Source organism: Psychromicrobium lacuslunae, assembly GCF_000950575.1.
GTDB classification, from domain to species: domain Bacteria; phylum Actinomycetota; class Actinomycetes; order Actinomycetales; family Micrococcaceae; genus Renibacterium; species Renibacterium lacuslunae.
Genome location: NZ_CP011005.1, coordinates 3,488,518 through 3,501,984, shown reverse-complemented (window position 1 = coordinate 3,501,984; position 13,467 = coordinate 3,488,518). Strand labels below are relative to the sequence as shown.

Here is a 13,467-nt window from a genome sequence, read left to right as displayed (position 1 = left end):
TCATAGCGTTCCTCCGCGCTGGGTCACTGTGTCATCACGTAGTAGGGAGGCCGCGTTCTCTACCGCTGCCGCCACATCACCGTCCGCCGGGTAGAGCAAACTGCGGCCCACGGTAAGGCCCTGCACGCCGGGCAGGCAGAGCGCTTGCCGCCAACGCTCAAAGGTTGCCTCAACGGCTTGCTGACTAGCCGTTGGCGGATCGCCGCCCAATAAGACAATCGGCAGCGTGGTCGCCGCCACTACGCGCTCCATCTGCTCCACCACCGGGATTTTCAACCAAGAGTAGGCACTGCTCGCTCCCAACCCGGAGGCGATCGCCATTGAGGTAATCACCGCCTCCGGGCTGAGGTCGTTGCCGATCTTGCCAGCAGAATCTCGAACCGAAATAAAGGGCTCGATCATCGCAATCAGGCGGTTCTCGGCCAGCGCGGTGACCGCCTGCGCTGAGGCTTCAAGCGCATTCGCGGTGGCGGGGTCTTGATAGCAGATCCTGGTCAGCATCTTGCCGCCATCCGCGCCGAGGCTTTTGAGCGCCGCAGCGCTATGTCCGGTGAATCGGTCATCGATTTCATTGACCAAACCAGCCAAGCCGCCCCGGTTCATCGAGCCAAAAACCAGTTTTCCTTCGAGGGCACCCAACAGCAGTAAATCGTCGAGCACGTCCGGGGATGCCAAGACCCCATCGACGCGCGGATTCGCCAACGCAATTTGCAGGCGGTCCAGCAAGACCGAGCGGTCCGCCATCGCGGTTGGATCTTCACCCACCGAGAGCGCGCCACGGGCCGGGTGATCTGCCGCCACAATGAAGTTCTGCCGGGCAGCACTAACCCCCGGATGCCGCCGTCGAGCTTGCGCTGCCCTGGCTACTGCCGACGGGTCCTCAAGCCTTATTTTGCTCAGTTCACGGTAGTCACTCATCACCTTCGGCCCACCTTCCACGTTCGGTCAGCAGTGCAATTACTTCACTCGATACTGGCATCGCATCGGCGCAGGAGAGCCTAGAAGCGACGATTGCGCCAGCCGCATTGGCGAAGTCAAGAACCTTGGCGAGCGGCCAGCCAGCGAGCAAGCCGTGGCAGAAAGCGCCGCCGAAAGAGTCGCCGGCACCCAGGCCATTGAGTGTTTGCACCGGCACCGGCGCGGAGATCACCCGTTCCTCAGCAGTCTTTGCTAGCACCCCCTGCGGGCCAAGCTTCACCACAGCGACTTTGACGCCGGCGGCCAGCAATCGGTCCGCTTGCTGATCGGGAGTTCCGGGACCGACGGCGACGGCGCATTCCTGCTCATTGCCGATCGCCACGGTGATCTCTGGGAGTACTTGAGCAATCGCCTCGGCAGCCTCCGTTTCCGAGGACCAGAACATCGGCCGATAGTCCAGATCGAGAGCGGTGAATTGTCCCTCGGCTAAGTTCCGGCGGGGTCGGGCTGTCAAAGCAGCCAAGTGCGCCGCTCGACTCGGCTGCTGGCATAGCCCGGTCACGGTGAACCAGAAGATCCGGGCAGCGGTAACCGCCTCACCGGTCTCGGTGTCCGTAATATCCGCTGCCTGGACCTGCAGGTCCGGCGCTGTTGGCGTTCGGTAAAAGTACAGCGGGAAATCTTCGGGCGGCTTGATGGCGCAGAAGGTCACCGGCGTCGGCCACACCGGCACCGCAGAGACAAATTTGTCGCTGACGCCGAACTTTTTCAGCTCACGATGCAGGTAACTTCCGAAAGGGTCGTCACCGGTGCGAGTGATCACCGCGGTGTCCCGCCCATGTCGGGCGGCCGCTACCGCGACATTGCTCGGTGAACCCCCTAGGTACTTGCCGAAGCTGGTCACGTCTTCCAGATCGACACCAATGTCATTGGGGTAGATATCTACGCTAATTCGACCCATGGTCAGCACATCGTGAGGCACATCACTACTGTGCCGCAGATCGATGGCTCTGTCAAAGTTTGTCAGGACATATTTACATGAAACATGAGGATGTTGGAGCGTGAGTCCGCGGGACACCGCTTATCCTGTCGGATCGGCAGGATAAGCTGTTAGCTGTCGCAATTGCCTGGGGAGGGCTCCAATGGTCTGGTTCACAAAGAAGAAAAACCAACTCTGGGACTCCGTTGCACTTATTAGCCGGCCGAAAGATCTGCCTGAGGATGCGAAGAAGCTAAGACCCGAGCCGGAGGTAGGTATTACCTTCACACGAGGTCGGCAGGTAGAGACCCTGTTTCCTCGTGACCCTGACTTCTCGAAGAATCTGATCGACTGGGTCGACAACTACCAGGATCGGCTGCCAGCAGAACTCCATAAGGACTTCAAAGTCACCTTTCAGCGAGTACTGATTAGTCTTGAGGGCTTCCCAGAAATCACCTCAAAAGCAATCAAGCTCTACGGCTCGTGGCCAGACGACATCAAGAATTTTCGGGGAAATCTGATACTGGCCATTACGCTCAGCGGCACTGATGAAAATTATCAGGAAATTCTCGAATTGGCACAACAGGATACCGCCTGGACCGCGACCGATATTCTCATCGGGGAATACCTCTGCCGCTATCGGACCGAGGAGGTCCGAAGACTCATTGTCGAGGCGATGAAGCATGCCCCACATCGGCACTACACTGCTAGGACCGCGGCCCAGTGGGGCCTGACTGAAACCATTCCCTCGGTTTCGGCAGCCTTAGAGCTGACACCGGCAAATAATTTCGTGGAGAAAGAGACCTTGCAGCGGGCCCTGCACACCTTGCGCAAGAAGGATTATCTGAATCGAATGAAATCAGCGAAGTCACCCGCTGAGAGCTTCGACATTGCTCTCGCTGACCTCGATAAAGAAGAGCTCGCCCCCTATGCCGCTTACCATCTCGGTCGGCTCAAAGATCGGCGGGCTCTGACGGCGCTCAAACTGGCCTCGAACAGTAAGCAGACAAAGTTACGCCAAGAGGCCAAGGCAGCGGTAAAGAAACTCGAAAAGCTGCCTTAGCTTCCGCTCAAAAACACGTCCTCAGCCGCCAGCTTGAGAAACGAGATCCCGCACTTAAACGGCTGTGCCGCACCAGCAATTGCTGGTGCGGCACAGCCGTTATCTCAACTGACTGCTACGAGCGTTGCTCGGCCAGCTCCTCTTCTTCACCGGCGTCTTCCCCGGCGAATTGGGACATGTAGAGCCGGTAGTAGGCACCCTGCGCGTCGATCAGCTGCTGATGGTTCCCCTGCTCGACAATGCGTCCAGCTTCCATCACCAAGATGGTGTCCGCGTCGCGGATGGTGGAGAGTCGGTGTGCGATCACGAAACTGGTGCGGTCGGCGCGTAACGCAGCCATGGCCTTCTGCACCAGTACCTCGGTGCGAGTATCGACCGAGCTGGTCGCCTCGTCCAGGATCAACAGCGACGGGTTGGCCACGAAGGCTCGGGCAATGGTGATCAGCTGTTTTTCACCGGCGCTCACGTTATCGCCCTGATCATCCAGCACGGTCTGGTAGCCATCCGGCAGCGCCCGCACGAAGCGGTCAACGTAGGTGGCCTTCGCCGCCTCCATGATCTGCTCCTCAGTAGCATCCAGATTGCCGTACTGAATATTTTCGTAAATGGTGCCCTCGAACAACCAGGCGTCCTGCAGCACCATACCCACCTTGGAGCGCAGCTCAGCACGGCTCAGCTCGGTGATATCAACGTTGTCAACGGTGATCTGCCCGGAGTTGAGCTCGTAGAAGCGCATTACCAAATTCACCAGAGTGGTCTTACCAGCACCGGTTGGTCCAACAATGGCAACTGTCGAACCAGGCCTGGCCGAGAAGGAGAGATTCTCGATCAGCGGCTTGTCCTCGGTGTAGCTGAACGAAACGTCCTTGAACTCGACGTGACCATCGGTCTTGGCCGGCAAGTGCTGGCGAGCATTCTCCGGTTCCTGCTCCTCGGAATCCAGGAACTCGAAAACTCGCTCAGCCGAGGCAACACCCGATTGCAGCATATTCGCCATCCCAGCCATCTGAGTCAGCGGCTGGTTGAACTCACGTGAGTACTGGATGAAGGCAGTGGCATCACCCAAGGTCATCTGACCCGAAGCAACCCGCAGACCACCGATCACCGCGATACCCACGTAGCTCAGGTAATTGATGAACTGCATAATCGGCATCATCAGGCCGGAGGCGAACTGCGCGCCGAAGCTGGCCTTGAAAAGGCTTTCGTTCCGCTCATCAAAGCGCTCCAGCATGTCCTGTTCGCGGCCGAACAAGGTGACCAGGGTGTGCCCCGAGAAGGATTCCTCGATCTGGCCGTTGAGTGCACCGGTGTTCTTCCACTGCGCGGCAAAGAGCTTCTGCGAACGGCTACCGATGATGCCGACCACCACGCCAGAGAGCGGAATGGCGATCAAGGCGATCAAGGCCAGCTGCCAAGACACCAGGAACATCATCACGGTGAAGCCGAGCAGCAACAGCACTGAGCTGACCAATTGCGAGAACGCCTGCTGCAAACCCTGCTGCACGTTATCGACGTCATTCGTTACTCGGGAGAGCACATCACCGCGCTGGCCGGAATCAAAGTGATTGAGCGGCAAGCGGTTGAGCTTAGCCTCCACATCGCTGCGCAGCTTGCGGATCGCCCGCATCACGATCACATTCAACACATAGCCCTGGAACCAGTTGAACAGCGAAGCCACGAAGTAGATCGAGAGCACCACCAGGATCAGGAAGGAGAGCTGATTGAAGTCAATGCCGTGACCGGGCACCACATTGGAGGTGGCCAGCATCTGCGCGAAGTCATTATTGCCCTGCGCCTTCGCCCCAGCGATGACCTGATCTTTTGTCAGATTCCCCGGCAAGCTCATGCCAATCACGCCATCGAAGATGACGTCCATTGCCTTACCCAGAATCTTCGGCCCGATCACGGTGAGTACCACCGAGGCCAGCACCGCGATGAAGATCGCGGTGAGTGCCAGCCACTCGTTCTTCAGCAGGCCGATCAGCCGTTTCGCGGACGGCCAGAAAGCCTTGGCTTTCTTCGCCGGCATATCACCGAACATGCCACCATCGGCCTCGGTGGGCTTGTATTCCTCTTCTTCGAAGTCATCGTCGTGCTCAGCAGTGGCTACCGCCCCCTGAGCCTCTAACGTCTGCTCGGCCTCAAGTGCTGCGGCGTCTGCGTCTTTTTTCCGGCTCATGCCACTTCCTCCGCACTAATCTGGGATGCCACAATTTCCTGGTAAACCTCAGAATTCGCCAGCAATTCTTCGTGCGTGCCCCGACTGACAATTTCGCCGTCATCGAGCACTAGGATCAGATCGGCGTCGACAATGGTGGCGACACGCTGAGCCACGATGATCACTGTTGCCTCGGCGGTCTTTGCTTTCAGCGCCTTCCGGAGCCGCGCATCGGTGGCCACATCCAATGCTGAGAAAGAGTCATCAAAGAGGTAGACCTTGGGCTGAGTGACCAGGGACCGTGCGATGCACAACCGCTGACGCTGACCACCGGAGACATTGCCACCGCCCTGAGCGACCCTAGCGCTCAAACCTTTGCTCTTCTCCCGAACGAAGTCGGCACCCTGAGCTACGGTTAGCGCCTCCCACAACTCGTCCTCGCCCGCGTTGGGCTTGCCGAATCGTAGATTAGATTCAATCGTGCCAGCAAAGAGATATGGCTTCTGCGGCACCATTGAAACTCGGGAGGTGATGGCCTCACGACTGAGCTGGGTGACCGGCACGCCGTCGAGCAGAATCTCTCCCGAGGCGGTGTCGAACAATCTCGGCAGCAGCGAAAGTAAAGTGGTTTTACCGCCGCCGGTGGCACCGATAATGGCCACCGTCTGGCCCGGGCTAGCGGTGAAGGAAATGTTTTTCAGCACCGGAGCTTCCGCGCCCGGGTAGCTAAAGCTGACATTGCGATACTCCACCTCGCCACGCTTCTGTGCGGGCTCGGTCGTCTGCTCGGGCATCAATAAGGTGCTTTCGGTATCCAGCACTTCAGCGATCCGCTCGGCACACACCACGGCGCGCGGAATCATCATTGCCATGAAGGTACCCATCATCACCGCGGTCAGGATTTGCAGTAGGTACTGAAGGAAGGCGGTCAATGAACCGACCTGCATTTGACCGGCGTCCACCCGCTGGCCGCCGAACCACAGCACCGCCGAAGTAGCAATGTGCAGAATCATGGTGATCAGCGGGAACATCAGCACGAAAATTGCGCCAACCTTGAGCGAGACCTTCGTGATGTTGTCGTTCGCGGCATCGAAACGCTTGGTTTCAAAGGGTTCCCGGCCGAAGGCACGAACCACCCTGATACCAACGATCTGCTCGCGCAACACACCATTGATCTTGTCGATAAAACCCTGCATCGATTTGAACAGCGGCATCAGGCGCCAGACCAGGAAACCAACGACCACCAACAGCAACGGCACTGACACCCAAACCAGCCAGGACAGGCTGAGGTCTTCGCGGAGCGCCATGATGATGCCACCGATGCACATGATCGGCGCGGACACCATGAAGTTCAGGCCCATCAGCAACACCATTTGGACCTGCTGAATATCGTTGGTACCGCGGGTGATCAGGGTCGGGGCGCCGAAAGTGCCAAGTTCCTGAGCAGAGAAATTGGAGACCTTACGGAAGACTCCGCGGCGCAGATCGCGACCCACCGCCATCGAAGCCTTTGAACCGTAATACATTCCGGCCACCGCAGCGGCGACCTGGACCAGCGCCACCAGCAGCATCACGCCACCGACTCGCCAAATGTAATCGGTATCGGCCTTCGCCACGCCCTGATCAATGATTTGAGCGTTCAGGCTCGGCAGGTACAACGCGGCAATGGTTGCCACCAGTTGAAAGACTAGGACGGCAATCAAGTATGGAATATACGGCTTCGAGTACTGTCTCAAAAGCTTAATAAGCATGTAGCAACCCCGGGTTCATTAAGATTTTTGTCTAGAAAGAGACTAAACGAGCTTACCGACAGTTTGAGGTTTTTACTAGTGAGTGATATACGCCTTGAGGATGAATCTTCAAGTTTGAATATACGCCCTACGGTGCGCAGCCGATAGCCGGTGCCGGAAGTCACCTAGGGCCTTAATCAAGAAAAGCGGCTGGCCGCCTTCCGAGGAAGGCGGCCAGCCGCTGCAAATGCTTGAGCTTAGAGAGCTGCGTAAACCTCGCGCAGCAACTGAGCGGTCTCGGAAGGCGTCTTGCCAACCTTCACACCAGCAGCTTCGAGAGCTTCTTTCTTAGCCTGCGCGGTACCGGCCGAACCGGAGACGATGGCGCCAGCGTGGCCCATTGTCTTGCCTTCCGGGGCGGTGAAGCCAGCGACGTAGCCGACGACCGGCTTGGTCACGTTCGCCTTAATGAACTCGGCGGCACGCTCTTCGGCGTCACCACCGATTTCGCCGATCATCACGATCGCCTTGGTCTCCGGGTCAGCTTCAAAAGCGGCCAGCGCGTCGATGTGAGTGGTACCGATCACCGGGTCACCACCAATACCAATAGCTGTGGAGAAGCCCAAATCGCGCAGCTCGTACATCATCTGGTAGGTCAAGGTGCCGGACTTGGAGACCAAGCCAACGCCACCCTTGCCGGTGATGTTGTTCGGCGTGATGCCGACCAGGGACTCACCGGGGGTGATGATGCCGGGGCAGTTCGGGCCGATGATTCGGGTGATCTGCTTGCCCTCGGCGTCGACCTTGGACTGTGCCAGCGCCCAGAACTCGGCCGAGTCCTGGACCGGGACACCTTCGGTGATGATGACGACGAGCGGCACTTCGGCCTCGATCGCTTCAACTACGGCGTCCTTGGTGAAGGCCGGCGGCACGAAGATGATGGAGACATCCGCACCAGTCTTTTCGACAGCTTCGGTGACGGTACCGAAGACCGGCAGTTCGACGGCGTTGCCTTCCTTGCCCTGATGGCTCACCGTGGTGCCGGCTTTGCGAGCATTAACGCCGCCGACGACCTGCGTGCCGGCCTTGAGCATCAGTGCGGTGTGCTTGGTGCCTTCGCCGCCGGTGATGCCCTGGACGATGACTTTGGAGTCCTTGTTGAGGTAAATAGACATTTTCTCTCGTCCTTACTTCGCAGCGTGAGCTAGTTCGGCGGCCTTAGCGGCGCCTTCGTCCATGGTGGCTGCCTGAGTCACCAGCGGGTGATTGGCATCGGTCAGAATGCGGCGGCCTTCTTCCACGTTGTTGCCGTCGAGGCGAACCACGAGCGGCTTATTAGCCGAGTCGCCGAGAATCTCCAGGGCTTTCACAATACCGTTGGCGACAGCGTCACACGCGGTGATACCACCGAAGACATTCACGAACACGCTCTTGACCTGCTCGTCGTTCAAGATAACGTCCAGACCTGCAGCCATTACCTCGGCTGAGGCGCCACCACCGATGTCGAGGAAGTTAGCGGGCTTGACGTTGCCGTGCTTCTCGCCAGCGTAGGCGACCACATCGAGAGTGGACATCACCAGGCCAGCGCCGTTACCAATAATGCCAACTTCGCCGTCGAGCTTGACGTAGTTGAGGTCGTTTTCCTTGGCCTTGGCTTCCAGCGGATCGGCAGCGGCCTTGTCTTCCAGCGCCACGTGGTCCGGGTGACGGAAGTCAGCATTGGCATCCAGAGTGACCTTGCCATCGAGAGCCAGGATCTTGCCGTCGCCGGTCTTCACCAGCGGGTTGACCTCAACCAGGGTGGCGTCCTCCTGCTTGAAGACCTCCCACAGCTTCTTAATGGTCTCGATCACACCATCGCGCACCTCGGCCGCGAAGCCTGCGGTGTCGACGATTTCTTCGGCTTTCGCTTGGTCGATGCCGACCGCCGGGTCAACCGCGACGCGGGCCAGCGCCTCGGGGCGCTCGACCGCAAGAACCTCAATTTCCATACCGCCCTCTACCGAGCACATTGCCAGGTAGTTGCGGTTCGCCCGGTCCAGCAGGACCGAGAAGTAAAATTCTTCGGCAATATCGGCACCCTGGGCGATCATCACCTGGTGCACTGTGTGCCCCTTGATGTCCATGCCGAGGATTTCGGAGGCGTATTGGAAAGCCTCATCGGCGGTCTTCGCGACCTTCACGCCACCGGCTTTGCCGCGGCCACCGACCTTTACCTGTGCTTTAACAACAGTCACCGGGTTACCGGAGTCAAGCGCGATTTTTTCGGCTGCCGCTTTAGCTTCTTCTGGGGTGTGTGCCACGATGCCAGCGAGCACGGGAACTCCGTGTGCCTCAAACATGTCACGCGCCTGGTATTCATACAGGTCCACGGGCTCAAGTCCTTCTACGTCGAAGTAGTTTTTCTCTAGTGCTTTATTAGTGCTTTATTAGTGCCTTATTACTGCTAGGCGTTCTTTACGACACGATAGTGCAGTAGCGCAGCGCACCGCCTCCAGAGTACCCGTTTAGTGAGTAACCCCACACTTCGGGCCCTCGCCGGGCAGTATTCGTTACTTGCTGAACAGTTGATAAGAATCTTTGGAAACAAAGAAACCGACGCCATTAGACAGGTTTGCGCAGGCCACCCCATCGTCCAGCGGAGCGCACCGATACCCTTGCGCGTCCAGCGCCGTGCCGGCGGCCAAAGTGGGTAGTTGGGCTATCACTTTTTTGCTACTGGAGGCATCATTGCTAGACGCCTCCATACCGGTCTGACCAATGCGACAAGCACCGTACTGGGTTGCACCTGGGGCCAGCAGCACCACCCCGCCCAGGTAACCAATGCCGGTACCGCCGCAGTTGTCACGAACGTCTTTCGGTTGCGGCGCTGGGTAGCCAGCGAGTTCACATTGCACCACCGGAATGACCGGGAATCGTTGATTCTTCGAATTATCGAAGTCATTCGGCTCCAGCGGGGTATTCACATGCCCGCCCCGCGCTGAGGTGATAATGCAGGCGATATCGTGACCAGGGTTGAGGAATCCCTGCTGCCCTTCCGAAATGGTTTTCGCAGCGGTGGCGGATGGTTCAACGGTCTGCGTCGCCTTGAGCCGTTGCAAGTAGCTGGGTGCCGGCCCGCTGGGAGTGCTGGCGTTCGGGTCGGGACTATTAATGGTGAAACAGCCGGTACAGAGCAACACAACCGCGATGGCGCTAATAAAAGCCGAGATGGCTCGGTTGCGGTTGCTGATCATGCCCACTAGCTTGCCGTAAAAATAGGGTGCACACCAGTTTCTACAGCGCGTGAGGCTGTTAAGGAATTCGACACCGGGACCGCGGCTACGCTTTACTCAACGGCGCGTAACGCAGTAGCAATCGTTTTTCCTCGCTGGCGAAGCGAACTTTCGCCACTGTTTTATCGCCGGAGCCCTCCACCGCGATCACGGTACCCAGGCCGAAGCTGGTGTGCTGCACCTTATCGCCTACCGCCACCGAAATAACTTCCTTCTGTGGCTGCACCCGGGCCTTATTCGCGGAAAGGCTGGCCGGCAGCTTGCCGCCCTCGCCCAGCGAGCTGCCCGCGCCCCAATAGGAACCGGAATAGCGTTCCCGACCAAAACCTGAAGAGCCAACCGAAGGAATCATTCGAGTGGTCCCCTCCCGCTTCCACTCGATCAAGGTGGCTGGCACTTCGTCGATAAAGGGGCTGGCCGGGTTGTATTGGCTCTGCCCCCACAGGCTCCTGACCTCGGCCCGGGTGAGATAGAGACGCTGCCGGGCCCGAGTCAGGCCGACATAAGCGAGCCTGCGCTCCTCGGCCAGCTCCTTCGCGTCCGTCGCCGATCGGGCGTGCGGGAAAATGCCGTGTTCCATTCCGGTCAGGAACACCACTGGGAATTCCAAGCCCTTCGCGGTGTGCAGCGTCATCAGGGTGACCACGCCGAGCCTTCTGGCTTCAGCAACCGCAGCCTCGGTATCGGCACCCGGTGCATCGGGAATCTGATCGGCATCGGCGACCAGCGAGACCCCTTCCAAGAAATCAGTCAGCGAGCCTTCCGGGTTGTCCCGCTCGTACTCACGCACCACGGCGACCAACTCGGCCAAGTTCTCCACCCGCGACTCATCCTGCGGATCGTTGCTGGCGCGCAGCCCCTCAAGGTAGCCAGTCTGTTCCAGCACGGCTTCCAAGGCGGTGGCAGCGCCAGAGCTATTGGCCACCTCGGTCAGATCATCAATGAGTTTCACAAAGCCTGCAACGGCGTTAAGGCTTCGGGTTGCCATCGCCGGAGCTTCCTCCGCGCGACGCAGCGCCGCCATAAAGGAGGAACGTTCGCGTTCGGCGAGCGCAGCAACCGCACCTTCGGCACGGTCCCCAATGCCGCGCTTGGGTTCGTTCAGGATGCGGCGCAGATTGACGTCGTCCTCCGGATTGACCAGCACCCGTAGGTAGGCGAGCGCATCCTTAATCTCCTTGCGCTCGTAGAATCGGGTGCCGCCCACCACTCGATAGGGTAGGCCGACCCGCATCAGAATTTCTTCAATCGAGCGGCTTTGCGCATTGGTTCGGTAGAAAATGGCGACGTCCCCTGGCCGAAGGTTCTCTTCGTCCTGCAGCCGGTCAATTTCCTCGGCAATGAACCGGGCTTCCTCGTGCTCGTTCTCGGCGACATAACCGATAATCTTTTCGCCATCACCTTCGGCTGTCCAGAGTCGTTTTACCGGACGGTCGGGGTTCTTTTCAATCACCGCGTTCGCGGCGCTCAGGATGGTCTGGGTGGAGCGGTAATTCTGCTCGAGTTTAATGGTTCGAGCGTTGGGGTAGTCTTTTTCGAACTCAACGATATTGCGGATATCAGCGCCGCGGAAAGCGTAAATGGACTGATCCGAGTCACCCACCACGGTGAGTTCTGCCTGCTCGGGCTGCTCGCCGACAATTTCGCGCACCAGTGCGTATTGCGCATGGTTGGTGTCCTGATACTCATCGACCATGACATGTCGGAAGCGGCGCCGATAGTATTCAGCCACGCCGGGAAAGGCGCGAAACATCCAGACGGTCTGCGCGATCAAATCGTCGAAGTCGAGGGCGTTCGCCTGCCGGAGCCGCTGCGTGTAGCCGCGGTAAACCTCAGCGACACCCTGCTCGAAGGGATCGGTGGCGGTGCTGGCAAAGCTATCGTCGTCGATCAGCTCATTTTTTAGTGCCGAAATCTTGTGCTGGATCGATTTGGGTGTGAAGCGTTTCGGATCGAGATCAAGCCCCTTGGCAATCAGGGTGATCAGCCGCAAACTGTCGGCGGAATCGTAGATCGAGAAACTGGAGTTCAGGCCGACGGTGCTCGCTTCGCGACGCAAAATACGGACACACGATGAGTGGAAGGTAGAGATCCACATATTCTTCGCCCGGTCGCCGATTAGCGCCGCGATCCGCTCGCGCATTTCCGCGGCGGCCTTATTGGTGAAGGTAATCGCCAGAATCTCACCCGGGTGGGCCCTACCAGTCGCCAGTAAATAGGCGATCCGATGGCTCAGCACCCGTGTCTTGCCCGAACCAGCACCGGCCACTATGAGCAAAGCTGAACCGGCATGCGTCACGGCGGCTTCTTGCTGTGGGTTCAGCCCGTGCAATAGTTCCTGCGCATCGATCCGCGAGCTGGCATCGTGGCGTTGAGGGTTTGATGGCGAAGAGGACGGGTCGAAAAGCATATCCATGATGCTTTTATTCTAGGTGCGAACACCGACCGTGCGATTCGCCGCTGACCAACGGCTCATCCCGCGAACAGTCAAACCTCGCCGAGCAGCGCCACGCTCAGTTCCTCGACGGCCAGCTTCGAGCCGGCCAGAAACCAGTTCAGTCCATTGACACTGATCACCGCGGTACTGCCGCCCGCCGCCCGCACAATGGCTTTGCCTGGTAGCCAATCCCAGAGTGCGGTGCTGTGCTGGAACCAGCAGCCGAGTTCTTGCTCCGCCACCCTGGACAGATCGCAGGAGCCGGAGCCGAGCAGCCGGAAGGTGGCCAGTCGCTGCACTGCGCTCAGCCAGGGCTCGCGAGCTCGGGCTTGAGCGAGCCAGCTCGGGTGCAGGTAGGTACCCGCGCTAAGTTGACTGAGCGGTAGCTCTGCCGGTGCGGCAAGCCGGCTTCCATTCAGGGTGGTCGGCAATTGCGAGCCGCCGATCCACAATTTGTGCTCTTGCGGTTGGTAGACGGCACCGAGTAGCACCTCTGGATCAATAGCCGTCTTTTGTTCGGCTTCGACCGCGGCAGACAGCGGGTTTTGCTGCAAAGCTAGCGCCGAACACCAGTAGCTAGAGCCGGAGAGGAAATTGTAGGTGCCATCGACCGGGTCAATCACCCAGGTGCGATCCGAGCTGCCTTGATGGCTGGCACCTTCCTCGCCCAGAATGCTGTCCTCCGGACGGGTGTGCCGCAACTGAGTAACCACGTATCTCTCCGCGGCTTTATCGGCGGCGGTCACTACATCTGAAACAGAAGTCTTACGCTCCCCGGTAAGACCTTCGGCTCGCATCCGCAAGGCTAGCTCGGCGGCCTGCCGTACCAAGGCAGCGGCTAACTGGGCATCATCGAGGGCAAGGTCTAATAGCTCGGAATGCGACATACCTCCAGCCTATCGATAAT

Annotated in this window: 10 protein-coding genes; 1 reads left to right on the top strand and 9 read right to left on the bottom strand. The window is 58.8% G+C overall.

All coding sequences use genetic code 11. The features are described from left to right. Together UM93_RS16515 and iolC are read right to left on the bottom strand one after the other, a co-directional pair. Entirely contained in the window at positions 1 to 918 is a 918-nt protein-coding gene (locus UM93_RS16515) for a Cgl0159 family (beta/alpha)8-fold protein (RefSeq protein WP_045076558.1), read from the bottom strand. Next, positions 911 to 1,900: a 5-dehydro-2-deoxygluconokinase gene (iolC, locus tag UM93_RS16510; protein ID WP_045076557.1), complete on the bottom strand. Its 990-nt coding sequence runs from the start codon at positions 1,898 to 1,900 to the stop codon at positions 911 to 913. The genes UM93_RS16515 and iolC overlap by 8 nt, the downstream gene beginning before the upstream one ends. Before the next feature lie 160 nt (positions 1,901 to 2,060). On the opposite strand from iolC, the gene UM93_RS16505 reads away from it, so the two are divergent. Next, positions 2,061 to 2,960, top strand: coding sequence for a hypothetical protein (locus tag UM93_RS16505; protein WP_045076556.1), 900 nt, complete (start codon positions 2,061 to 2,063; stop codon positions 2,958 to 2,960). Between the two features lie 115 nt (positions 2,961 to 3,075). On the opposite strand, the gene UM93_RS16500 is transcribed toward UM93_RS16505, so the two are convergent. The 7 genes from UM93_RS16500 to UM93_RS16470 all read right to left on the bottom strand — a co-directional run bounded on the left by UM93_RS16500 (position 3,076) and on the right by UM93_RS16470 (position 13,447). Next, a complete protein-coding gene (locus tag UM93_RS16500; protein WP_045076555.1) occupies positions 3,076 to 5,139 on the bottom strand; it encodes an ABC transporter ATP-binding protein in 2,064 nt (687 codons plus the stop codon). Further along, on the bottom strand, positions 5,136 to 6,869 hold the full coding sequence (locus UM93_RS16495) for an ABC transporter ATP-binding protein (RefSeq protein WP_045076554.1): 1,734 nt from the start codon (positions 6,867 to 6,869) through the stop codon (positions 5,136 to 5,138). Before UM93_RS16495 ends, UM93_RS16500 begins: the two co-directional genes overlap by 4 nt. 236 nt (positions 6,870 to 7,105) lie before the next feature. Further along, positions 7,106 to 8,023 (bottom strand): succinate--CoA ligase subunit alpha, encoded by a 918-nt coding sequence (gene sucD, locus UM93_RS16490; protein ID WP_045076553.1) that lies wholly within the window; start codon positions 8,021 to 8,023, stop codon positions 7,106 to 7,108. Between the two features lie 12 nt (positions 8,024 to 8,035). Continuing rightward, a complete protein-coding gene (sucC, locus tag UM93_RS16485; protein WP_045076552.1) occupies positions 8,036 to 9,220 on the bottom strand; it encodes an ADP-forming succinate--CoA ligase subunit beta in 1,185 nt (394 codons plus the stop codon). 180 nt (positions 9,221 to 9,400) lie between these two features. After that, on the bottom strand, positions 9,401 to 10,084 hold the full coding sequence (locus tag UM93_RS16480; protein WP_045077681.1) for a hypothetical protein: 684 nt from the start codon (positions 10,082 to 10,084) through the stop codon (positions 9,401 to 9,403). An 85-nt stretch (positions 10,085 to 10,169) separates the two neighbouring features. Next, positions 10,170 to 12,539, bottom strand: coding sequence for a DNA helicase PcrA (gene pcrA / locus UM93_RS16475; RefSeq protein ID WP_045076551.1), 2,370 nt, complete (start codon positions 12,537 to 12,539; stop codon positions 10,170 to 10,172). A 71-nt stretch (positions 12,540 to 12,610) separates the two neighbouring features. After that, entirely contained in the window at positions 12,611 to 13,447 is an 837-nt protein-coding gene (locus UM93_RS16470) for an inositol monophosphatase family protein (protein WP_045076550.1), read from the bottom strand. Between the last annotated feature and the right edge of the window lie 20 nt (positions 13,448 to 13,467).

Bases quoted from the DNA above. Each gene is read 5' to 3' on its own strand.
- UM93_RS16480 (WP_045077681.1), bottom strand. From the start codon at position 10,084: ATGATCAGCAACCGCAACCGAGCCATCTCGGCTTTTATTAGCGCCATC.
- pcrA (WP_045076551.1), bottom strand. From the start codon at position 12,539: ATGGATATGCTTTTCGACCCGTCCTCTTCGCCATCAAACCCTCAACGC.
- UM93_RS16500 (WP_045076555.1), bottom strand. From the start codon at position 5,139: ATGAGCCGGAAAAAAGACGCAGACGCCGCAGCACTTGAGGCCGAGCAG.
- sucD (WP_045076553.1), bottom strand. From the start codon at position 8,023: ATGTCTATTTACCTCAACAAGGACTCCAAAGTCATCGTCCAGGGCATC.
- UM93_RS16505 (WP_045076556.1), top strand. From the start codon at position 2,061: ATGGTCTGGTTCACAAAGAAGAAAAACCAACTCTGGGACTCCGTTGCA.
- UM93_RS16495 (WP_045076554.1), bottom strand. From the start codon at position 6,869: ATGCTTATTAAGCTTTTGAGACAGTACTCGAAGCCGTATATTCCATAC.
- UM93_RS16515 (WP_045076558.1), bottom strand. From the start codon at position 918: ATGAGTGACTACCGTGAACTGAGCAAAATAAGGCTTGAGGACCCGTCG.
- UM93_RS16470 (WP_045076550.1), bottom strand. From the start codon at position 13,447: ATGTCGCATTCCGAGCTATTAGACCTTGCCCTCGATGATGCCCAGTTA.